23 protein-coding genes are annotated in these 21,704 nt (G+C 40.7%); 9 read left to right on the top strand and 14 right to left on the bottom strand.

The window, feature by feature from the left end:
- The first annotated feature begins 92 nt into the window (after nucleotides 1-92).
- Nucleotides 93-719 (top strand): cytochrome c oxidase subunit 3, encoded by a 627-nt coding sequence (locus tag AWN68_RS02325; protein ID WP_068410884.1) that lies wholly within the window; start codon nucleotides 93-95, stop codon nucleotides 717-719.
- A gap of 63 nt (nucleotides 720-782) precedes the next feature.
- On the opposite strand, the gene AWN68_RS02320 is transcribed toward AWN68_RS02325, so the two are convergent.
- The 5 genes from AWN68_RS02320 to AWN68_RS02300 form a co-directional block, all read right to left on the bottom strand.
- Complete coding sequence (locus AWN68_RS02320; protein WP_068410881.1) at nucleotides 783-2,018, bottom strand: hypothetical protein; 1,236 nt, start codon at nucleotides 2,016-2,018, stop codon at nucleotides 783-785.
- Between the two features lie 196 nt (nucleotides 2,019-2,214).
- Nucleotides 2,215-2,976: a LytR/AlgR family response regulator transcription factor gene (locus AWN68_RS02315; protein WP_068410878.1), complete on the bottom strand. Its 762-nt coding sequence runs from the start codon at nucleotides 2,974-2,976 to the stop codon at nucleotides 2,215-2,217.
- A gap of 17 nt (nucleotides 2,977-2,993) precedes the next feature.
- Nucleotides 2,994-4,013, bottom strand: a complete 1,020-nt coding sequence (locus AWN68_RS02310; RefSeq protein WP_068410875.1) for a sensor histidine kinase — start codon at nucleotides 4,011-4,013, stop codon at nucleotides 2,994-2,996.
- 10 nt (nucleotides 4,014-4,023) lie between these two features.
- A complete protein-coding gene (locus AWN68_RS02305; RefSeq protein ID WP_068410872.1) occupies nucleotides 4,024-5,328 on the bottom strand; it encodes a hypothetical protein in 1,305 nt (434 codons plus the stop codon).
- A 99-nt stretch (nucleotides 5,329-5,427) separates the two neighbouring features.
- Nucleotides 5,428-6,513: an amidohydrolase family protein gene (locus AWN68_RS02300; RefSeq protein ID WP_068410870.1), complete on the bottom strand. Its 1,086-nt coding sequence runs from the start codon at nucleotides 6,511-6,513 to the stop codon at nucleotides 5,428-5,430.
- 182 nt (nucleotides 6,514-6,695) lie between these two features.
- Here AWN68_RS02300 and AWN68_RS02295 point away from each other — a divergent pair, with 182 nt between their 5' ends.
- Entirely contained in the window at nucleotides 6,696-7,454 is a 759-nt protein-coding gene (locus AWN68_RS02295) for an SDR family NAD(P)-dependent oxidoreductase (protein ID WP_068410868.1), read from the top strand.
- On the opposite strand, the gene AWN68_RS02290 is transcribed toward AWN68_RS02295, so the two are convergent.
- Genes AWN68_RS02290 through AWN68_RS02280 form a run of 3 tightly spaced genes read right to left on the bottom strand, consistent with a single transcriptional unit; the run spans nucleotide 7,451 to nucleotide 10,814 of the window.
- Nucleotides 7,451-8,782 carry a sensor histidine kinase gene (locus tag AWN68_RS02290; RefSeq protein ID WP_068410866.1) on the bottom strand — a complete coding sequence of 444 codons (1,332 nt, stop codon included), beginning with the start codon at nucleotides 8,780-8,782 and terminating at the stop codon, nucleotides 7,451-7,453. The two genes, AWN68_RS02295 and AWN68_RS02290, sit on opposite strands and share 4 nt — an antisense overlap.
- A gap of 2 nt (nucleotides 8,783-8,784) precedes the next feature.
- The gene (locus tag AWN68_RS02285) at nucleotides 8,785-9,468 is read right to left on the bottom strand and encodes a response regulator transcription factor (RefSeq protein ID WP_068410863.1); all 684 of its coding nucleotides are present in this window, start codon (nucleotides 9,466-9,468) and stop codon (nucleotides 8,785-8,787) included.
- Nucleotides 9,465-10,814, bottom strand: coding sequence for a hypothetical protein (locus tag AWN68_RS02280; RefSeq protein WP_068410860.1), 1,350 nt, complete (start codon nucleotides 10,812-10,814; stop codon nucleotides 9,465-9,467). The genes AWN68_RS02285 and AWN68_RS02280 overlap by 4 nt, the downstream gene beginning before the upstream one ends.
- Nucleotides 10,815-10,893: 79 nt before the next feature.
- On the opposite strand from AWN68_RS02280, the gene AWN68_RS02275 reads away from it, so the two are divergent.
- Nucleotides 10,894-11,466 carry a DNA-3-methyladenine glycosylase I gene (locus AWN68_RS02275; RefSeq protein ID WP_068410857.1) on the top strand — a complete coding sequence of 191 codons (573 nt, stop codon included), beginning with the start codon at nucleotides 10,894-10,896 and terminating at the stop codon, nucleotides 11,464-11,466.
- Nucleotides 11,467-11,469: 3 nt separating this feature from the next.
- Here the strand turns inward: AWN68_RS02275 and AWN68_RS02270 are convergent, their stop codons facing one another.
- Nucleotides 11,470-11,937, bottom strand: coding sequence for a hypothetical protein (locus AWN68_RS02270; protein WP_068410854.1), 468 nt, complete (start codon nucleotides 11,935-11,937; stop codon nucleotides 11,470-11,472).
- 82 nt (nucleotides 11,938-12,019) lie between these two features.
- Between AWN68_RS02270 and prfA the strand changes: the two genes are divergently transcribed.
- Entirely contained in the window at nucleotides 12,020-13,093 is a 1,074-nt protein-coding gene (gene prfA, locus AWN68_RS02265; protein ID WP_068410851.1) for a peptide chain release factor 1, read from the top strand.
- Here the strand turns inward: prfA and AWN68_RS02260 are convergent, their stop codons facing one another.
- On the bottom strand, nucleotides 13,094-13,306 hold the full coding sequence (locus tag AWN68_RS02260; protein ID WP_068410847.1) for a helix-turn-helix transcriptional regulator: 213 nt from the start codon (nucleotides 13,304-13,306) through the stop codon (nucleotides 13,094-13,096).
- Nucleotides 13,307-13,494: 188 nt separating this feature from the next.
- On the opposite strand from AWN68_RS02260, the gene AWN68_RS18935 reads away from it, so the two are divergent.
- On the top strand, nucleotides 13,495-13,632 hold the full coding sequence (locus tag AWN68_RS18935; protein ID WP_157716040.1) for a hypothetical protein: 138 nt from the start codon (nucleotides 13,495-13,497) through the stop codon (nucleotides 13,630-13,632).
- Nucleotides 13,633-13,703: 71 nt separating this feature from the next.
- On the opposite strand, the gene AWN68_RS02255 is transcribed toward AWN68_RS18935, so the two are convergent.
- Nucleotides 13,704-15,128, bottom strand: a complete 1,425-nt coding sequence (locus tag AWN68_RS02255; RefSeq protein WP_068410845.1) for a pyridoxal phosphate-dependent decarboxylase family protein — start codon at nucleotides 15,126-15,128, stop codon at nucleotides 13,704-13,706.
- Between the two features lie 93 nt (nucleotides 15,129-15,221).
- Here AWN68_RS02255 and AWN68_RS02250 point away from each other — a divergent pair, with 93 nt between their 5' ends.
- From AWN68_RS02250 to AWN68_RS02240, 3 genes are read left to right on the top strand one after another with little or no spacing between them, the layout of a single operon-like run.
- A complete protein-coding gene (locus AWN68_RS02250) occupies nucleotides 15,222-15,815 on the top strand; it encodes a LemA family protein (RefSeq protein WP_068410841.1) in 594 nt (197 codons plus the stop codon).
- The gene (locus AWN68_RS02245; RefSeq protein WP_068410838.1) at nucleotides 15,815-16,255 is read left to right on the top strand and encodes a TPM domain-containing protein; all 441 of its coding nucleotides are present in this window, start codon (nucleotides 15,815-15,817) and stop codon (nucleotides 16,253-16,255) included. The genes AWN68_RS02250 and AWN68_RS02245 overlap by 1 nt, the downstream gene beginning before the upstream one ends.
- 1 nt (nucleotide 16,256) lies before the next feature.
- Complete coding sequence (locus AWN68_RS02240) at nucleotides 16,257-17,057, top strand: TPM domain-containing protein (RefSeq protein ID WP_068410836.1); 801 nt, start codon at nucleotides 16,257-16,259, stop codon at nucleotides 17,055-17,057.
- Between the two features lie 291 nt (nucleotides 17,058-17,348).
- On the opposite strand, the gene AWN68_RS02235 is transcribed toward AWN68_RS02240, so the two are convergent.
- The 3 genes from AWN68_RS02235 to AWN68_RS02225 form a co-directional block, all read right to left on the bottom strand.
- Nucleotides 17,349-18,095 carry a LytR/AlgR family response regulator transcription factor gene (locus AWN68_RS02235; RefSeq protein WP_068410833.1) on the bottom strand — a complete coding sequence of 249 codons (747 nt, stop codon included), beginning with the start codon at nucleotides 18,093-18,095 and terminating at the stop codon, nucleotides 17,349-17,351.
- On the bottom strand, nucleotides 18,092-19,147 hold the full coding sequence (locus AWN68_RS02230; protein WP_068410830.1) for a sensor histidine kinase: 1,056 nt from the start codon (nucleotides 19,145-19,147) through the stop codon (nucleotides 18,092-18,094). The genes AWN68_RS02235 and AWN68_RS02230 overlap by 4 nt, the downstream gene beginning before the upstream one ends.
- A 120-nt stretch (nucleotides 19,148-19,267) precedes the next feature.
- Nucleotides 19,268-19,966, bottom strand: coding sequence for a LiaF transmembrane domain-containing protein (locus AWN68_RS02225; protein ID WP_068410827.1), 699 nt, complete (start codon nucleotides 19,964-19,966; stop codon nucleotides 19,268-19,270).
- A gap of 302 nt (nucleotides 19,967-20,268) precedes the next feature.
- Here AWN68_RS02225 and fumC point away from each other — a divergent pair, with 302 nt between their 5' ends.
- Complete coding sequence (gene fumC / locus AWN68_RS02220) at nucleotides 20,269-21,669, top strand: class II fumarate hydratase (RefSeq protein ID WP_068410824.1); 1,401 nt, start codon at nucleotides 20,269-20,271, stop codon at nucleotides 21,667-21,669.
- The last annotated feature ends 35 nt before the right edge of the window (nucleotides 21,670-21,704 follow it).

Below are 21,704 nucleotides of genomic sequence, written 5' to 3'. Positions count from 1 at the left end.
AAGCCATTCGTGGCAAAACAGTGTAAGCAATCAATAAATTAACCGACATTTAACCCAACTCTTTAATTGCTTTTATTGTTAGCGCATTTGTAGTGAAAAAAGAAAAAGTTAGAATCGGCTTGAGGCGCGAAGCCTTTAATAAAATGGAGCAGATGCATCCGCATCAAATAATGCTCTATGTTGCCTTGATTGGCAGTTCAGTGCTTTTCCTCTTTTTGGTGGTTGCTTTTACCGCCAGCCAACCTGAGAATAGCAATTTCCTTAAAATTGAATTCCCTAAATTTTTTGTGGTCAGCACAGTGCTAATGCTTCTTTCTAGTTTTTCGGTGTCCAAAATTATTCCGGCTTATGAAAAGGACGAGCTAGAAGAACTGAAAAAATGGCTGGGAATTACTTTTTTACTGGGTTTGGCTTTTGCCACTTCTCAGTTTTTAGGCTGGCGCGAACTACAAGAAAATCAGATTCTTTTTAGCGGAGTACGCTCTGGCGCTTATCTCTATGTAATTACGGGTTTGCATGTAGTACATGTGTTAGCCATTTTACTTTACGCGGTTCGATTGCTGGTAAAGTGTAATAAAGTTTCGCTCGATGCGGTGCAAAGCTTGATTTACTGCACCAATCCCTACCAGAAAATCAGGTTCAAAATGCTCACAGACTTCTGGCACTTTGTAGATGTGCTTTGGATTTTGCTCTTCTTCTATTTGTTGTTTAGTTTTTAAAAAAAAGGCCACAACGTAGTTGCAGCCTTCCAATTGACCTGTATATGTTTCTGACTTTTGGGCTTAGTTAAAACTAATCTGTTTAATGTTTTCATATTTCACGTAAGTTGGCTTTCCGCTTGAATTGAAAACCAAAACACCTTCATTTTCATCGCTTACATCCCTACCCGAACCAAGGGTTAATTCTTTTCCGTTTTTCAACACAATTCTTGCATTATCGTAATTTCTTGGGCTGAAGGATTTGATGTTTTCAATTGGAATAAAGTATTCAATGTTATCGTCCTCTCCTTGAATTATCTCGAAGTTGTATTCTTCATCTAGGTCGAAAATGATCTCGCCTGAAAGGGTTTCTCCTTTGGTAGTTTCTACGGTTCCTGAGATTTTCTTCACTTCGTAATCAGAATATGCTTTTCCAGAGTTGGGAGCATTTGTGAATTCAACACGCTTAAATTCTTTCCATGGAATATCTACTCTCCCGAAATCGGTACTCACGATAATTCCACCATTCGAATTGTCTACATCATTCGAACCTCTCAAATAAAGCTCTCTGCCAGACTTGGTCACCACATTACTTCCAGAGCGATCTCTTTCAATGGATTTAATATTACCGAATTCGATTTTCATGTCACCATCGCGGGTATCGCCATCGAGTACGTTCGTGCTAAAGCGCTCATCGTGGTCCCACTGAACAAATCCAGTGATTGAACCTCCGTAATATTCAACAGTTCCGTAAAGCGCATCACCAATTCTGCTGGTGAGCTTGCTTGGCGTATCCATAAACTCTATGGTTTCAATTCTGTTCCAGTTGAATTTCATGCTTCCCAACTCTTGATCAAGAATGGTGATTGTTCCCCCCATATCGTCTGAGCCGTCTTTTACAAAAATCCTATCCCCATTGCGAAGCGTTAGCTCTACCTCGGAACGTCTGTTAATATCTATTCTGGAAATGTTGCCAAATTCCGTTCTGAATTCGTGCGTAGTTTCCCAGCTGCTATTGCCCCAACTAATTGTGAAGCTACCCCAGCTGCTATTTCTTCTTCTTTGTTCGTCCCTTAAATCGTTTTTTTCTTCTCTCGTCAGGTGACGATAATTATCGTTTTCTTCCTTGTTTCCATTAAAATGGTCTGTCCAATAGCCTTCTCCGCGATCGCCCCAGCGCATTTGACCTGTGTAGCTCTTGCCATCAATGGTTGTAAGTTTTCCGTAGATGAATCCTTCATCTTGTGCATTGGCCGTAAGAAATGGGGCTGCAATGAGCCCGAGAAAAAGGGCAGATTTTAAAATAATTGATCTAATCATGGTTGTGTTGTTTGAGTTTGATTCTTTTGACGAATCAAAGATGCAGAATGACACTTTACCAAGAAATACGGATTGGCTCTACCTAGTTATTTTTTAACCGAAACGGGAGGAGACCCTACTGAACTGGAATTGATTATTGAAAACTAAGGGGTGGTTTTCTAGAAGAGAGGTTCTTCTCGTTTTGCTAGTACTATTTTTAATTGTCTAACCAGTGCTTGAAGAGCGGTGTCTTTTCCGAACTCACTACAATGTCTTCATCAATTTCTGGGCTAAGGCTCAATTTTACTCTGCCTTTGAAGTAAGGGTGAATGTCACTAACGGCATCGAAATGCACTAAAAATTTACGGTTTACTCTGAAGAACTGTTTTGGGTTTAGCATTTGATCTACTTCTTCCAGCGTGTTATCGATGATGTACTTTTGCTTTTCAAAAGTCACAATATAAGTAAGCTTGTCGTGGGTATAGAAATAGGCGATTTTTTCTGTAGGAATAGCACGAATTCGCTGGCCAATTTTGGTGAGGAACCGTGATTTATATTCTTTGTTCTGTTCGTTAATCAGTGCTTTGATTTGGCTAAGGTCGAAGGCTGGAGAAGTGGAAATGGCGGGTTGTTCTTCAATTTTTTCTAGCGCAGCGGCCAACTTTTCGCGCTGAATGGGTTTAAGCAAGTAATCCACACTATTTACTTCAAATGCTTTGATCGCATATTGATTGTATGCCGTTGTAAAGATTACTTTACATTTTGGTTTGTGCTGTTCGAAAATTTCAAAACTCGTTCCGTCAAGCAACTGGATGTCGCTGACAATGAAGTTGGGAGGCTGATTATTTTCGAACCAAAGTAAACCAGCTTCAACTGACCTGATGGTACCTACGATTTCCAGTTTAGGTTTGAGTTCTTTCAGCAGTTCAATTAACCTTTCCGATGCCAGCCTTTCGTCTTCAATAATCAGTACTTTCATTCGCTTAGCTTTTAAGGTTAAATTTCAGAAATATTGATGAGAGGAACACGCACGATGAATGAGTTTGGATTCTTAATAACTTCAACCGGCTTTGTAGTAAAGTAGGAATACCTACGCTTAATGTTTTCTAAACCAGTTTGCCCACTGTTCGGCAATTCAACTTTCTTTTCCTGCAGGTTATTTTTTATAGAGATATAGCCGTTCTGACTTTCAACATGAATTTTTAATGGGCGTAATTCCGAGACAGTATTGTGCTTAATGGCATTCTCAATGAGCATTTGCAGGGTGAGAGGAGGCAAGTATAAAGCTTCGTCTTTTTTATCTATGGCCATGCTCAGCTGAATGGTGTCTTCGAACCGAATTTCTAACAAGTACATATAAGCACTTACAAAACTGAGCTCCTGTTTCAACTCCACCAATTCTTCGGAACTACTTTGAAGAATAATGCGATAGACTTCGGCAAATTTTTCAAGGTAGGCCTGCGATTGCTTTTGGTCTTTAGAAATCAGCGAAGAAAGAATGTTGAGGTTGTTGAAAAGAAAATGCGGATCTAAGTGATTTTTTAAAGCGTTAAGCTCTGCTTTGATCGATTCTTTCTGAAATTCTTCCGAAGCCAACTGGGCGTTTTTCCAACGTTTTAAAAACTGAATTCCAAAATTGATTGAAATGATAGGCAACAGAATCAAAATTGATAATGCGTTGATGGTCGCAATTTGACTTCCAACGGGAGGGTCTTCCGTGAGGGTAATCTTGAACAGAAAATAACTTAGGTTGATAATGATTAAAGAAACCAACACGCCAATGCTCAATTGAGAGTAAAAGCGCTTGTTACCATGGGTTAACCAAGGAAGCTTTCTATCTAATGAAATTGTTAAGGCGCGGTTGGCCAGGAGAATCAATAGTAAAACCGCAACAACGAGCCCTGCAGTCAAGTAAAGTTCTCGGGGTGCTGAAGTGGCGTAGAGAAAAACAAAAACGCCCACCACCAAACTGATGGCAATACTATTTTGGATGATTTGACTACGACTGAATTTCAATGTGTTTTACTCAATCAAAGATGATTTCGTCAATTTGTGACCAACGTATATAAGTTGGTTTGGCGTCTTTCGAAGTAAATATAAGCACTCCATCATTGTCTTCTGATACATCGCGACTTTCACCAAGTAATAGCTCTTTGCCATTTCTCAGAATGACCATTGAGTAACTGAAGTTCTTAGGAATTATGTTTTTGATATTTCGGAAGGGGATTTTGTAAACCACTCGGTCATCTTGGCCATCTAAAGTTTCATATTCCCAAGCCTCGTCTAAGTCATAGGCAATAAGACCGCTTATTTTTTCGCCATCTCTGTTAATCACTGTAGCTCTCAGTCCAGTGGAGGATGGGAATTCACTATAGGAAGGCCCTTGATTCTTGCTTTCTATAATTTCCAGCTCTTCGAAATCGCGCCATGACACTATGATTTTCCCAATTTCTCGGTCGTTAATGACAATACCAGAATTCTCATTGTTCACATCATTCGTTCCCGTTAAGTAGAATTCTCTTCCCGATTTTAGGGTTACATCTACTCCATTGCGATTTTTTACAATTTTAGTAATCGACCTAAAGGGAATATTTTTATCTCCATCACGGTCTTCGCCATTCAGAATGTCTTCTAAAAAACGCTCATTGTGGTTGTTTTCGCTTGTGCCTTGGTCCCACTGAATGGTACCTTCAAAAACGCCTCTTCTGCCGGCTTTTACTTTTCCATAAATGGCTTCGCCAAAGAGTGATTTCAGCTTTTTACCACTTTCTAAAAACTCAACCTTTTCTATTCTCGCCCAGTCCAGCTTTACAATGCCTAATTCTTCATCGTACACACTCACGCTAGCACCTACATCTGAAAAACCACTACCACTCACTTCTACGATTACACCATTTTTTAACGCCACTTGCGCCCGACTTCTTCCCGTAGGTTTAATGCTTTTGATATCTCCAAAGCGGGAATCGAATTGGTGAGCCGTGCGGCTATATTTGTCGTCCCAAATGCTCAATACACCGAGGTCAATACCCAGCCATGAGCTTCCACCTTCTTGATCTGAAATCTGTTGTATTTCTTTTTTTGAAAGGAATTTTAAAAAATCGCTTGAGGTTTTTTGTGCATTAAAAAGGTCGACCCAATAGGCCTCATCGCCTCCCCAGCGCAAAGCGCCTTGGTATTTATCGCCATTAATCGTGGTTACCCTTCCGTAGAGGTAAATGTTCTTTTCCTGCGACTTCGCTTCTGAAACAATAATCAACAAGCCCACCGCAATGCCGATGCAAAGCATCAGCTTCCTTACCCTTCTCTCAACGCCATGTTGCAGACTACCCATGCAACAAACGTAATTTGAATTGTTGGTAGAAAAAACGTTTCCAGACTGTACTAGCATATTCAAACCCTGAATCGGGAAAAGCACTACTTCAAATAATTTCTATCTCGGAAAAGCAGAAGCGTCAATACCCGGTACCAAACGAATTGCATTCTTGTAATAGATCTTTTTCAGCACTTCATCTGACAAGCCTAGGCCGTACATTTTCCAATAGGCATGGTACTTTTTGTAGTAGGGAAAATACTCATCTTGAGTTTCCAGCACTCTAAAATAGGTGGCGTATTCCTCTGGGTTGTAGGCATCTTTTCCAAACAGCACACGGTCTTGGTATTTGGTGAGGAAAGCATTTGCTGCACGAGGTTGGCGACCCAACTCAGCGATTACCGCTCCGATTTCTACATTCATATTTGGCATTTCGTCCAAGAGTTTTCCTAAATGGGCTAAGTCGTTGCCATACCAACCTAAGTGCGCTGCAATGAATTGCGTATTCTTATGTTTTTTGAAAACGTTGTGTTGTTCTTGAATTAGGGTTTCCCAAGGCTCAGGATCATTGTTTTCTCTCTTTCTGCCAGGGTGTGTTTTCAACTCCAACCATCTTTCATTCTCAGCATCAAAGGGTTCCCAAAACTGTTTTGGATCTGCGGTATGGATAAGCACTGGAATGCCCAGTTCACCACATTTAGCCCAAATCGGATCAAGCCTTGGATCGTCAACCGCTACGCGGTTTCCATTAATATCTTTTACTGAGAAGCCTAAGCTTTTGAATATTTTCAAACCACGGGCTCCGGCATTGTAATCTTGCTCTAGTAGCGCGGCAGCCTTTTCACCCCAACCTTTCTCACCCACCTTATCGAAGGTTACATTCGCAAAAACAATAAAGCGTTTTGGTTGATTGGCCTTGATGTTTTTTGTAGCGTCTGCAATTGATTGGCCACTTCCGCCACTCAGGTTTACCATGAGTCCCATGTTGATTCCATCCATTTCAGCCGCAAGTGCACCTAAATCCTGTTGGCCCATTCGTCTCTGATGACTGTGGATATCGATAAAAGGAAATTTAGAACGCGTTAAGGGATGCTCAGGAACAACGAGTGATGATGGCGGATTATATCCTTCAAAATCCATTGTTTGGGCGGCTATTGTTGTCCCGAAAAATAGACCAATGGAGCAGGCAATCAATTTGATTTTCATGGCTTAAGATAGTTTTTAGCTTAATCGAAGTAGAATATTAAAGGTTTTGTGCTTGTGATCAAAATCTAAGCAAGTGCTTAAGATAGAATGATTCACCCTTTTCTACACCAAGAAATGATTTTGACGGTAAGAAAGAAGGCGAGTTTTTCAATTAATTTGAAGAGATATAAACAGATTGAATCATGGAGATTTCATTAAAAGGCAAGGTAATATTGGTCACAGGTGGTTCTAGGGGCATTGGCCGGGCGTTTTCCAAACAGCTTTCAGACTCTGGCGCTGCAGTGGCGGTTCACTATAATTCAAATGAAGAACAAGCGCAGTCCATTCTGAAAGAGTTGAATTCCGATTGTCAGCTTTTTCAGGCCGACCTTTCAAACGTATCGGAAACCATAAACTTGTTTAAACAAGTAATTGAAAAAATGAATGGTTTAGACGTGTTGATTAACAATGCTGGAGTTGCCATTTCTTCGGACTTAGTGAAAGCAGATGAAGATTGGCTAAACGACTGGCAGTTTACAATGGACGTGAACCTAAGAGCAACTGGACTTCTGTGCAAAAAGGGCATTGAGCATTTCTTGGATAATGGTGGAGGAAGAATTATCAATATTTCATCACGGGCTGCTTTTCGTGGAGACACTTCTGATTACTTGGCCTATGCGGCTTCGAAAGGTGGAGTGGTGGCACTGACACGTTCCATATCTCGGGCTTACGGAAAAAATGAAATCAAAGCATTTACCATTGCGCCTGGATTTGTAAGAACCGACATGGCGCAAGATTTTATGGACCAATACGGAGAGGGTTTTGCCCTTAATGATATTGCTTTAAATCAATTGACCGAGCCGAAGGATTTGGCACCCTTGGTTACGTTGATGGCCAGCGGATTAATGGACCATGCAACAGGCTGTACGATTGATGTGAATGCCGCCAGTTATGTGCATTAACGAGTGAATACTATTTCAATAGTAAAGTTTGTTTTACTTTTTGATAGTAAAAACTGGTAGTTGTGCTTTTCTATCACCTGCTTCGCAATCTGTAAACCAAGCCCCATTCCTTTCTGGAGCGAATCGATATTTTCGGCTATTCCGTTTTGGATATGTAAGGAAAGCACCTCGTTTTGTTCAGAGATTTCAACCGAAACGGGCTGTTTACTTGCTCCATATTTTCGGATGTTATCGAAGAGGTTAACCAATACTCCTTCTAGCTTTTCTCTATCTGCATTTATCGTAAGCTCTTCAGGGTTGGCATTGATGGAAAGCTTGATGTCTAAATTCTTGGTGGATAAAGTCGGGCGCATTCTTTCCAACATATCATAAATCAAATCGTCTAATCTGAAATCGGATTTACGTAGCACTAACGTTTCAGATTTGAGCTGACTCATGAGCAGAAAATCTTGGACAATGTTTTTTAGCCTAATCACTTCTTCGCGTAAGCTGGTGAGTATATCCTGACTTAGTTCTTTTTCAGACGAGCCCATCCTGTACTCCAATTCCGACTGCATATTGGCCAAAGGCGTTCGCAGTTCATGGGCGGCCATGGCAAAAAACTGATTCTGACTGCGAATGGAAGTTTCAATTCTTGAAATCATTTCGTTCATCGTAGCCGAAAGCTGAGTGATTTCGTCATTGGCAGAAGAAACTGGTAAACGATCCATTTGAGGCGAGGCCTTTACACTTTGGGCCTTGGCAATTAACTTATGAAGTGGCGCTAAAGTAAAATGAGCAATTAAAACGGCAGCGATAAATGCGATCAGCGCAGCACCCAAATTGGCAAAGATCAATCTGGACTTTAAGGCTGAAATTTCATTATAGACGACTTGGTTGTTTTTAGCCAATACCAAACTGATTTGCGCGCCAGTGCTTTCATCCAAAGGCCTTCGGGCAATGCAATAAGTAAACGAATCAATCTTGATGAATTCCATCAGGGAAACCCGCTCGTCTGAAGTAGGTTGTTCTATTTCCACAAAAACGGAAGAGAATATTTCTGGGAAATCGGGCCGCTCATACACCATTTGGCTTTCGAACATGTTGCCAAACCATAGTTGGATGGGTTGATCTTCTTGCGTAACGGGGATTTGCGTCAGCTCATCATCTACTCCATTTAGAATACTCAAGGCTTCAATTTTTCCGCCATTCTGAAAAGCGTTGATGAGGCTGTTTCGGATGGATTGGAAAAGGGAATAGTTAAACGCGAGTGAAATGCCTAAAAAGACCACGAAGAAGGCCGCAGCAATCTTAAATCGAATACTTTTAAAAAACTGAATCTGCGGCAAGCTTAACTTTTTACGAGTTCACCTTGAATTTTATAGCCGTAACCTACTTGGGTTTCAATCAACTTGGGCTCAAATTCAAAATCTATTTTTTTTCTGAGCTGATGCATATGCACTTCAACTACATTGCTTCCTCGATCGAAATTAATGTTCCAGATTTTCTGGGTAATCTCTGATTTGGAGAGCACGCGATTGGTGTTGCTCAACAGCAGTTCTAAGATAGAGAACTCTCGCTTACTTAACTCTATTAATTGATCGGCCCGGGTTACTTCGCGCTTGATCAAATCTACTTTAAGGTCTTTTACCTGAAGAATTGAAGCCCGTGTTGAGCCGAATTTCCTTTGCACATTTCTTACCCTGGCTTTTAACTCTTCAAAATCGAAGGGTTTTTTGATGTAGTCAATGGCGCCTAAATCAAGCCCCTTGATTACGTGTTCACTTTCATTTAAAGCACTCATAAAAATGATGGGCGTATGAATAGAAAATTCACGCATGTTTTTCAATACTTCAAAACCACTTTGCCCAGGCAGCATAATGTCTAAAAGAATCAGGTCGAAATCGTTGGTGGCTGCCGTTTCTAATGCTTCGCTTCCATTGGTTTCATGCGCAACAGAATAGCCTTCTTCTTCTAAGCCTTTTACTAAAAAATTACCCAGCTTAACTTCGTCTTCTATTAAGAGAATTTTCATAATGAGCGAGTAAGGTTTACTTTGGTAGTGAAGGTTTTTCCATTTACAGTGATTTTTGAAGGGATAAAAATGGTATAGCCTAACATGTTGATTTCGGAATCTAGTTCTTTTCTTTTCCAGCCTTCAATTTTAACGGGCTTTCCCTCTTTTATCAATTTGGCTATTGAAATGGCCATCGAGCTGTTCACTTTAACATAAATACTGTCGTTCATTAATAGCCCCCTGAATGAGGACTTAACATTCTTTTTGGCATAGAATATTTTATTCACAGTTCCTTCAATAGGTTCGTTTTGCTGAATATAATCCTCTTCGGTTCTTGTTTCAAAACGACTGGTTAAAATCAGTTCATTTTCATTCCTTTCTATAGCTTTTAAATGGTAGTTTTTGCCAAGTACGCTGAAATGAAAATTCAAACTATCTCCATCTTTTACATTAAAGCTTTGAGAGATTTTGCGTGCATCCTTAGAGTTAAAGGAATAAACCTGAAGTCCGTATTTTTTCGACTTTGCTTCGATTCCTGTAACCAATCCAGAGTCGTCAGAGACAAACTCAACAGGTTTGACCTTTAGGGTTTCTAATAATGAAGAGTTGAATGCAAAGGGAGTGTAAATCAAAATATCATGAGAATTAATCTCTCCATGATAAAGTTTATATGTGCTCTTACCTTTATAATATCTGCCGTTTTCACCGCCTTTTTCAAATTTGAGGTAAGATATTTTCTTTGAATTTAGCGGCTCATCATCCTTAGAGTCAATGGCAAGAACTAAAGTGTCTCCATTTTCTAAGATCAGCATTCCTTTATTCTTGTCAAGTTTTTTTCTGTCTAGGACATTCACATTAATTACTGTAGTCATCGGAGAGCCGTATAAATCATTGACATATTCCTTATCAATTTTACCTAGTTCAAAGGTGCCATTTGAGCTAGTTAAGCGCTTAATGTTTCCTAACCCTTGGATTGGGCCTTTCAATTCTTTTTCTAATTTTTTGATGTAGTCATCCTTATAGATCATTTCTTCCAGTAATAATTCGTCACCTATGATGGTCATCTCCACAGTTTCATTCAGTACCAAGTAAGGCTTTATATCAGTACCAAATATGGGTGATAAACGAGCAAGGATTACTTTCCCGTTTTGTGTTCTAAAAACAACTCCATCGAAAGATCCTCCATATTCAAATTTTCCAAAGAGTAATTTGATGATTTCACCTTTGTATACTTTTTCTATATGATCATTTGTTCTCCCTAATCTTTTGAGTTGCTCAACTTGTTCTTTAGGTACTGTTTGACTTTTCATTGGAAAAATCACTAGAAACATGATGAAAGATGAAATTATGAATCGTGCTGTCATGATCTTAAATTTCTTCGAACCTATAACACTCGTATTAAAACTAGCTTAAATTCAGATTAATATTCCTTAATTTCATAGCATGAAAAAACGCTGCACTTGGTGCGAAAACACCTTCGAACTTTATGAGACATACCACGATGAGGAATGGGGCGTGCCTGTGCATGACGATAAAACCCATTTCGAATTTTTGATTCTAGAAGGCGCACAAGCGGGTTTAAGTTGGTCAACCATTCTTAAGAAACGAGAGGGGTATCGTCAGCTGTTTGCCGATTTTAATGTGGAGGCCGTTGCGCAGTTTGCCCCAGACGAGGTTGAAATTATGCTTCAGAATCCTGCTATTGTTCGCAACCGGATGAAGGTGGCTGGGGCAATAATCAACGCGCAGAAATTTATAGAGGTACAAAGGGAGTTCGGCTCTTTCGACAAATACATTTGGTCCTTTGTGGGTGGAAGGCCCATTGTGAATGCTAGGGAAAGCATGAAGCAAGTGCCTGCCACTACTCCTGAGTCGGATGCGCTGAGCAAAGATTTAAAGAAGCGAGGCTTTAAATTTGTCGGCAGCACAATTATGTACGCTTACATGCAGGCCTGCGGTTTGGTAATGGATCACACCCAAGATTGCTTTCGATATGAGGCTTTATCTGGGAAGTAGAAGCTATTTGGCCACACCCAAGACAATGGTTTTCCTCGGAATTTTTATCAACCACATTCCAACTTCTTGGCCTTCCGCCACCATGGAAGAAGTGTAAAGCACAAAGTGAGTGTCTTCTAAAAACTGTACGTTCGCAGGTGATTTAATGTCGTTTTGACTGTTGTATTGATAGGCTTCGTAAATGGCCTTTTCTTTCCCTTTTAACGTGTTTTCTTTGTTAAAAGCTAAGCCAACTACTTCAGCAATTTTATTTTCTATGGAGGTTAAGATTATTTTTTCACCGTCCATCGTAAAGCTTAAGGTGGCGGAAAGACTATCGCCCATGGCCATTGCGGTTTCAATAATTTCAGCATCAGAAACGATCTGAATCTCTTGGCTTTTCATATCTTGAAGTGCTTTTTTGGTATCCACCTTCTGGTTGGAACAATTGAAAGCGAAAAGAGCGAGAATTACGATGCTTAGCTTTTTCATAAAATAAAATATTTACTCAGTTGGGTGTAAAATTAACAGCCTTGTCAATTGTTTGTTAATTTTGTGTATTAATTCGCATAATATGATTGACAAGCTAGAGACACTTAAAGCAAGATTCGAAGAAGTAGGTCAGCTCCTTTTACAGCCTGATGCCATGACAGACATGAAGCATTACTCTAAGCTGAACAAGGAATACAAGGACCTAGAGAAGATTGTGATTGTCTATGACGAATATGTCAACGTGACTGAAAATATAGAATCGTCTAAAGAACTTCTGAAAACCGAAAAGGACGAGGAGTTTCGTGAGATGGCCAAAATGGAAATTAATGAACTGGCCGAACGAAAAGAGGAGATTGAAGAAGAGCTGAAAGTAATGCTTATCCCGAAAGATCCAGATGATTCTAAAGATGTAATTGTAGAAATTAGAGCAGGAGCTGGTGGAGATGAAGCGGCAATTTTTGCAGGCGATTTATACCGTATGTATGATCGCTATATTGAAAATAAAGGCTGGAAGAAGGATTTGATCAATATCAACGAGGCTTCATCGGGTGGTTTTAAAGAAATTACTTTCGGGGTTTCGGGCGAAGATGTTTACGGAGCATTAAAATTTGAATCGGGTGTTCACCGTGTGCAGCGAGTTCCTGTAACCGAATCTCAAGGACGAGTACATACCTCAGCCGCTTCGGTGGCAGTTTTGCCTGAAGTAGAAGATATCGATGTCAACCTCGATATGAAGGATGTTCGAAAGGATACTTACCGTTCTTCAGGCGCTGGTGGTCAGCACGTAAACAAAACGGAATCGGCAGTTCGATTAACACACCTTCCAACTGGAATTGTGGTGGAGTGTCAAGATGGGCGTTCACAACATAAAAACTTCGACAAAGCATTGAGTGTTTTGCGTTCTCGGATGTATGATATTGAGCTGAAGAAGCAGGAAGCGGAACAAGCTGGAAAGCGTAAGTCTTTGGTAGGAAGTGCAGATAGATCTGATAAAATTAGAACCTATAATTATCCTCAGGGTCGTGTAACAGATCACCGAATTGGTTATTCTCAGCACAATTTACCCACAGTAATGGATGGAGAAATTGGAGAGTTTGTAGAGCGACTAAGAATGGCTGAGGCCTCTGAAAAAATGACCCAAGACAGTATGGTCTAACTATTTCGCTTGGTAATCCATCGGTTCAAGTTCGAACAAACGGTTTACCGTAGTATTGAAAATCTCAGAAATTTTAAGGGCGAGCGTGGTCGAAGGAGTGTACTTACCTCGCTCTATGGCGTTAATGCTTTGTCGAGATACTCCCGCAAGGCCGGCCAGTTGTTCCTGAGTTATCTTTTTTCGCTTTCGCTCTTCGCGGAGTGTGTTTTTCATTTTGATTCCAATTCTTACGTAAAACTAGAACGATCAGCCCTTTGAACGGTCCTTTATTTAGTTAAGTTTATATTACATTTTTATCTCAAAAACGAAGAGAATGTTACAAGGCTGTTAAAAATTCGTGAACAGTTTCTTAACATTGGCATTTTGATTTATCTTTGCCCTCCGAAATAAAAGAAGAAACTATGTTATTCGACCCACCAATTGCATCTGGCGCAAACACCTTTATTTGGATTGTTGTAATTCTTATTGGCTTTGTTGCTGCTTTAAGCCAGCACGATGCGATTTTTAAAGGAAAGAAGAAGAAAGAAGAAGAGCACTAAGCTTTTCCTCCTCCCTTTTCTTTTATTTGATCAGTCAATCTTTTGATTGATTCTTAATCACATGCTTTTGGCTAGTTGTAACTAGCCAACACCTCTTTTGCTTTTTCTTGAATTAAAGCCCAAGCGTTTTCAACGTGTTTGGCTTCTAGATTTGTATTTCCAAAAGCCAACCTTAGCGAAAACTTGTTGTTCAACTTGGTTTGAGCAAAGAAGAGCTTTCCAGTAGCATTCACTCTATTCATTATTTCTTCATTCAAGCCATCCAGTTTGTCCTCGCTAATATTTGGAGCGAATCTAAAGCAAAGCGTATTCAGTGGAACTGGCGCTAAAAGCTCAAAATCTGGATGTTTTTCAATTTCAGCTTTCAGCCATTGACCAAGTGCAATGTGTTTTCTGATTTTGGCTTGAATACCTTCAACACCCATTTCACGAATCACAAACCAGAGTTTAAGTGCCCTGAATCTTCTACCTAAAGGCACGCCCCAATCGCGGTAATTTTTCACTTCATCGTCAACCGAAGTTTTTAAGTAATCGGGCGAAATGGAGAACGTGTTGATTAAAGCACGTGGATCTTTGACGTAATAAGCCGTGCAGTCAAAATTGGTGAACATCCATTTATGTGGGTTGAAAACGAAGGAATCGGCCAATTCAACACCCTCTGCCATCCAGCGCATTTCGGGCAAGACTAACGCAGTGCCCGCATAAGCCGCATCTACATGATGCCAAATATCATATTTCTGGCAAATTTTGCTAATGGCCATAATTGGGTCGATGGCGGTTGTGCTGGTGGTGCCTATGGCAGATACTACACAAAGTGGCTTTCTTCCTTCAGCAATATCTTTCTTGATCAACGCTTCTAAATGCGCAGGGTCTAAAGCAAAGGCCTCATCTACGTTCACTTTGCGAAGGTTATTCGAGCCTATGCCTGCAATTTTGACTGCCTTATCAATGGAAGAATGGATTTGGTTTGAGGCGTACACTATATATTTCTCCGTTCCAGAGAAACCCTCTTCATTCACTTTATAACCTGAAGATTTTTCGCGCGCAGTTAGTATGGCGCAAAGCGTGGCAGTAGAAGCGGTATCTTGAATTACACCCGTAAAATGCTTTGGCAAGGCCAGCATTTCTTTCATCCACTCCATCATTTGTTCTTCTAGCTCGGCTGCCGCTGGCGAGGTAAGCCAAATCATGCATTGCGCACCCAAAGTAGCAGTGAGCATTTCGCCTAAAATGGAAGGCATACTTTTATTGCCAGGGAAGTAAGCCATAAAGTTGGGGCTCTCCCAGTGGGTCATTCCTGGCACAATTTGTTGCTTGAAATCGGCAAAAATGGCCTCAAACTGCTCCGACTGCTCAGGAGGGAGTTTTGGAAACTGCTTTTTTATATCGCCCGGCTTTACATCTGGTAAAACAGGATATTCTTCTACGTTTTGTAGGTAATCGGCCATCCAGTCCACAAGGCTGTGGGCGTGTCGCCTGAAAGATTCATTGTCCATTTAGTTACGTTTATCAGCCATATTGTCCGAAAACAAAGTTAGCATATATCTTGTAGGCCTAAGAACGTACTTTAATCTAAAGCACTAAAAATTATGAAAACGAAATGGATTGTTTTAATCGTGGTTGCCCTTGTGGTTATCATCGGTTACTCTACTTTTAAAGGATCTTACAACGGAATGGTTCAACGCGAAGAAAGCATCAGTGGTGCTTGGGCGCAAGTTGAAAACCAATACCAAAGAAGATCGGACCTTATCCCCAACTTAGTAAACACTGTAAAAGGCTATGCCGATTTTGAGCAAGAAACCTTAACAGGTGTTATTGAAGCGAGGGCCAAAGCTACTTCGGTAAGTATCAACCCAGAAAACTTAAGCCCTGATGCTATTGCCCAATTTGAGCAAGCACAACAAGGCGTGAGTTCAGCTTTGAGCAGACTTTTGGTGACTGTAGAACGCTACCCTGACTTAAAGGCCAGCACACAGTTTAGCCAACTTCAAGTTCAGTTGGAAGGCACAGAAAATAGAATTTCTGTAGAAAGAAGAAATTTCAACACTGCGGTTCAAGGATACAATACCTTTATCAAAACCTTCCCTAAAAACATCATTGCGGGTATGTTCGGTTTTGAGAATAAAGGATACTTTGAAGCGAACCCAGGGTCTGATGTAGCACCAGAAGTAACTTTTGACTAATGGCCGAGGATTTATTCAGTAGCGACCAGAAAAAACGAATCAAAGCAGCAATTCAGGAAGCTGAATTGAACACCAGCGGAGAGGTTCGGGTACATTTGGAAAACCACTGTAAAACAGAGAATGTACTCGATAGGGCATCACAAATGTTTTCCAAATTGGAAATGCATAAAACGGATGCTAGAAATGGCGTATTGATTTACATGGCGGTGAAAGATCACCGCTTTGCCATTATTGGTGATGCCGGCATTAACCAAAAAGTGGGTGATGATTTTTGGGATACCACCAAGGATAAAATGTTGGCCCATTTCAAAAACGGGAATCTTACTACAGGTTTGGTAGAAGGAATCCTCTGTGCGGGAGAAAAGCTAAAAGAGTATTTCCCTTACCAAAAGGACGACAAAAACGAACTGTCAGACGACATCTCATTCGGAAAAAACTAATATGCGATACTTACTTACCATAGCCTTAATCTTCAGCCAAGCACTTGCTTTTGCGCAGGGAATTCCAGAAAAGCCTAGCCAAAAGCGATTGGTGAATGACTTTACAGGCACAACCTTATCGCCTGCTGAAGCGAATACGCTTGAGCAAAAACTGTTGAATTATGAGGATACTACTTCGACCCAAGTGTCAATTCTTATTGTAGAATCACTTGATGGATATGAGGTAGTAGATTTCGCACAGCAAACAGCCGAAAAATGGGGTGTTGGCCAAGCGAATAAAGATAATGGGATCTTTATAGTTGTATCCATTAATGATAGAAAAGCGGCCATCGTAACGGGTTACGGTATGGAGGGTTCCATTACCGATGCTGCAACCTATACCATTCGAGAGGATTACATGAATCCACGTTTTAAGGAAGGTAATTTCTATAAAGGCTTGGACGATGCCACTACGGTTATTTTCAAACTGGCTTCTGGTGAATATACTTCAGATGATGTAGCAAGCGGAAGAACTGGTGATGGCGGTGGAAGATTTCCATTCTTCACCCTGTTCATTGTTTTCTTCTTTATCATTCCGGCTTTGGTTGGGAAAAGGAGAGGAAATAGTCATGGATCGCGAGGTATTCCATGGTGGGCTTGGCTTATGATGGGTAGCGGAGGTGGAAGCCATAACGACAAATGGGATAATTTCCGTGGAGGCGGAGGCTCATTTGGAGGCGGTTCTGGCTTCGGTGGTGGAGGCGGCTTTGGCGGTTTCGGAGGCGGAAGCTTCGGAGGTGGCGGATCTGGCGGAAGCTGGTAAGCCTAATTCACTTAAAAAGATATTTGAACCCCTTTCAAGAAATTGGAAGGGGTTTTTGTTTGAAACCCGATTTTGAAAGGTATACTTAGGTTGTTCACCTCCCAACCCTCCTTCGCTGAGGCTTCGGGCGCAAGAGAAAGGAGGGATTACTTATGAGGGTAATAATTTTTAGCGGAAGTCTGTATGGGTTAAGTAGTTGAAGGTTAAATCTAGTGCTGGGTTTGTCTCGTCCTGAAATAGGTTGGCTTAAAGCGGCACATCAACATCTCAACACTCCAACACACAAACAGTTCAGTACTTCAACACCTCTTTCAACTTACTGTGTCCGCTGCGGCTTACGGGCAATTGTGACCCCGTTTTTAGGCTGAGTAAATAAGAGTCCTTTTCGTAGAGCTCCAGTTTTTCAATGTGCTTAATGGAGACGATGTGAGAACGATGCACACGAATAAAATCACCAGTGGGTAGGTTATCTTCGAGGTGCTTCATTCGCATCAATTTCAAAAACTTACCTTGGTCTGAATGAATGGCTACGTAATCATCTTGCGCCTCGAAATGCGCAATTTGATCCAAGTCTAGGATATGGATTTTGTTTCCAGTCTTTACCACCAATCGATCAATACCTTCCGAAAGCTCTTCGCGTTTTTCCGTCAAGGTCTCAATTTCTTTTTGGGCCGAAGTTTTGGTTTGAATTTTATCAATCGCTTTTTGAACCGCTCCTTTAAAGCGCTCTTCGGCATAAGGTTTTAGCAAATAGTCGGTGGCATTCAATTCAAAAGCTTTGATCGCATATTGATCGAAAGCGGTGCTGAAGATGACCACTGGAGGGTTTTCAATTAATTCCAGCATTTCGAAACCCGTGATTTTTGGCATCTGAATGTCCAGAAAAAGTAAATCGGGCCGATGCTCCTGAATGGCCTTTAGGCCTTGAAAACCATCACCACATTCAGCAATCAATTCCACTTGAGCAAAGTTTTGCAAATAGGCCTTGATGATATCGCGGGCTAATTTTTCATCGTCAACTATTATGGCTTTGATCATTTTTCGCTGGGTTGGGGAATGTCCAAACGGACGGTAAATAGATTTTCGTTGGTTTCGGTAAACACCAATTTCGGCACACCATAAATGACGCGCAAACGTTCTCGCACATTTTTAAGTCCAATACCCTTACCTTTTTTGCTCACGGCTTTTGGGTCGAACTCGTTGGTCATATAAAGGCGAAGAATATCGTTTTCGGTTTTTGCCTTTACTCGAATGGTCACATCTTCCAAGCTTTCGTAAATGCCATGCTTAACAGCGTTTTCAATTAAAGGCTGTAATATCAGGTTGGGCAAAGTGAAGTTTAAAGCGTCAATGTCAATTTGGGTTTCTACTTTCAAGCGATCTCCAAAACGAACTTTCTCTATTTCTAGGTAGAGCATCAGGTTGGCCATTTCTTCTTCCAAAGTGTTTAGCTGATGGTTTTCTTTTCCCAAAGAATAGCGTAAAAAATCAGAGAGTTTCACCACCATTTCGCGCGCTTGGTTTGGGGCGGTAATGGTGAGCGAGGCAACCGAATTAAGACTGTTGAAAATGAAATGCGGATTGATTTGAGATTTCAGCATCTCCAATTCCGACTCCTTGAGCATCGTTTCTAACTGGGCTTGTTGTTGACCTCTATCCCTTAAGTCATCGTAATATTTTATGAGGTGATATACTAAAATAAGCACTGCATAGTAAAGTAAGCCCAAGCCTGCTCGCCAAACAACTGAGCTATTCAGGTAAATTAATGACTCTTCAGTCTGAGGCAATACGTTTTTCAAAATGGTAACAGTGATAAAAACACCTGCGGCTACAGAGAGTGCAGCGGCAGCCAAATGACTTACGATAAGATTTAGGATTTGAGAAGAATCGAAGGAATTATACCGTACTACGAACCAAAAGGCCAAGCCCAACCCATAGAAAGTACCATTAAAAATGAAGCTATCAATGTTCGCTTCTTTAGTACTGAAATCGTAAAAATAGCCAAGACTGAGCCCAAACAGAATGGCAACAAACAGCCATACTGCGGTATAAAAAATGATGCCTTTGTTCTTTAGAAAGGGGTGGTTCATAAAAATCTAAACGAAAGGAAAATTAGTGATTTCTTCTAAGGCTTTGGCAAAAAAAGAAAAAGAGTATTGAAACAAGAGCGACCAACTCTATCTCAATACTCTAGATTTAAGCTACCGTTTTTACTTTACCTCGCCTCCACCAAAAAGCACCAATCCTTTTACTACTAGTTCTTTTCCGTTGTTGGCTTCATTTTCAGTGATCACTTTTCTTTCGTCTGAAAAGCCTCCGAAAATGGCAGTTACCTGTACTTTCACATTCATGTCGGACGGAACTCTAATTTCGGTTCCACCGAACAATACAAATACATCCAAAATATTCGTGCCGCTGGCAAGTTCTGCGTTTAGAAGATTTATATCAGTGCCTCCGAATATCGTAGTCAACTTTCCTCCCCTAAACTGTTTCGAGGTAACTTTTCTTTCTGCTCCACAGAAAATGGCGATTTCGTCTATGCCATCTATTTCTGATTCAGTATTTTTTTTTTCACTAGAACCGTCTTTATCCATACCTCTTCTGAAAAGAAGCGACCCACCTATAATGATGAAGATCACTGGCCAGAATTCGAAGATGTCTCTAAAGTCAAGATAGTATACATCCCTAATTAGGAAGGCAGCTCCGATGGCTACAAACGTTAAGCCTAATCCGACTTTTTCTCTCACCGTGGCAATTAAAATACCGATGAGGATCATAATTGAATACCATTCGGTAAAGTACCAAGGAAGACGAATATTGAGGACATCAATATTATCTAAAGTCCAAAGCGAACCGATGACAAGAAATAATGCTCCTACTATATACCGTTTACTAGCTGATTGTGACATAATTTTTTTGGTTAAATGCAGGCAGAAAAGTTTCTGCCTGCTGTGGTTGTTGTTTTGAGTAATTGTTGTTGTTGAATTGACCGATGTTTTTTGACCTTTGGGCTTGAAACACATTCAAATGTACGTGGGATTAGGCCATTTTTGTTGGCGGAATTCGGTGAACGAACGCCTGAACTCGGTAAACGCACAATGTTTTCGACCACTACATTCAGCAGTTTTAAATAATCGGTGAATAACATGACCGAATTACTTTCTAACTAGTGCTTCATTGCCTAATTTTGAATTGAATAAAATCTCATCACATGGAATATAGAATAGAAAAGGATACCATGGGGGACGTTAAAGTTCCTGCAGACAAGTATTGGGGAGCCCAAACGGAACGCTCTAGAAACAACTTCAAAATTGGACCAGAAGCCAGTATGCCGCTTGAAGTAGTATATGGTTTTGCCTACCTTAAAAAAGCGGCAGCCCATACCAACCACGCTTTGGGTGTTTTAGCGGTAGAAAAGCGTGACCTTATTTCAAAAGTTTGTGATGAGATTTTAGAAGGAAAGCATGATGACCAATTTCCATTGGTGATTTGGCAAACGGGTTCGGGCACGCAATCAAATATGAATGTGAACGAGGTAGTGGCCAATAGAGCACATGTAATTGCTGGTCATAAATTAGGTGAAGGCAAAACAGAGGTTCACCCGAATGACGATGTGAACAAGTCGCAGTCGTCTAACGACACTTATCCAACAGGCATGCACATAGCAGCCTACAAAATGATTGTTGAAACCACTATTCCAGGGGTGGAAATGTTGAGAGATACGCTTCAGGCCAAATCTCAAGAGTTTATGAAGGTGGTGAAAATTGGTCGTACGCACTTAATGGACGCCACACCACTTACTTTAGGACAAGAATTTTCGGGCTATGTTTCTCAATTAAACCATGGCTTAAAAGCCTTGAGAAATACTTTAGAACACCTTTCAGAACTGGCTTTGGGTGGTACCGCAGTAGGAACGGGTATTAATACGCCAGAAGGCTATTCTGAATTAGTAGCTGAGAAAATTGCTGAGTTCACTGGGCATCCTTTTATTACTGCTGAAAATAAATTCGAAGCATTAGCAGCCCACGATGCATTGGTAGAAACCCACGGAGCACTCAAGCAGATGTCAGTTTCTTTAAACAAAATTGCCAACGACATTAGAATGTTGGCTTCAGGCCCTCGTTCCGGAATAGGTGAAATCATCATTCCTTCAAACGAACCAGGGTCTTCTATTATGCCGGGCAAAGTAAATCCAACGCAGTGCGAAGCCATGACAATGGTTTGTGCTCAGGTAATGGGTAATGATGTTGCGGTTTCAGTAGGTGGTGCGCAAGGCCATTATGAGTTGAATGTTTTTAAGCCAATGATGGCATACAATGTATTGCAGTCTGCACGTTTAATTGGAGATGCCTGCGTTTCTTTCACTGAAAACTGCGCTGTTGGGATTGAGCCTAATTATAAAAGCATTCAGCAACACGTGAACAATTCATTGATGTTGGTTACCGCTTTGAATACCAAAATAGGGTATGAAAAGGCAGCTAAAATAGCGAAAACCGCTCACGAAAATGGAACTACATTAAAGCAAGAAGCTATTAATTTGGGCTACTTAACAGCCGAAGAGTTTGACGAATGGGTAAGGCCAGAAGATATGATCGGAAGTTTGAAAAGCTGACATTAAAGTTATAATTTGTCATTTAATGGGTTTCA

The organism is Roseivirga echinicomitans (assembly GCF_001592935.1).
Taxonomy (GTDB): domain Bacteria; phylum Bacteroidota; class Bacteroidia; order Cytophagales; family Cyclobacteriaceae; genus Roseivirga; species Roseivirga echinicomitans.
Note: the sequence above shows the minus strand (reverse complement) of the source record. Positions and strands in the feature narration are given on the sequence as shown.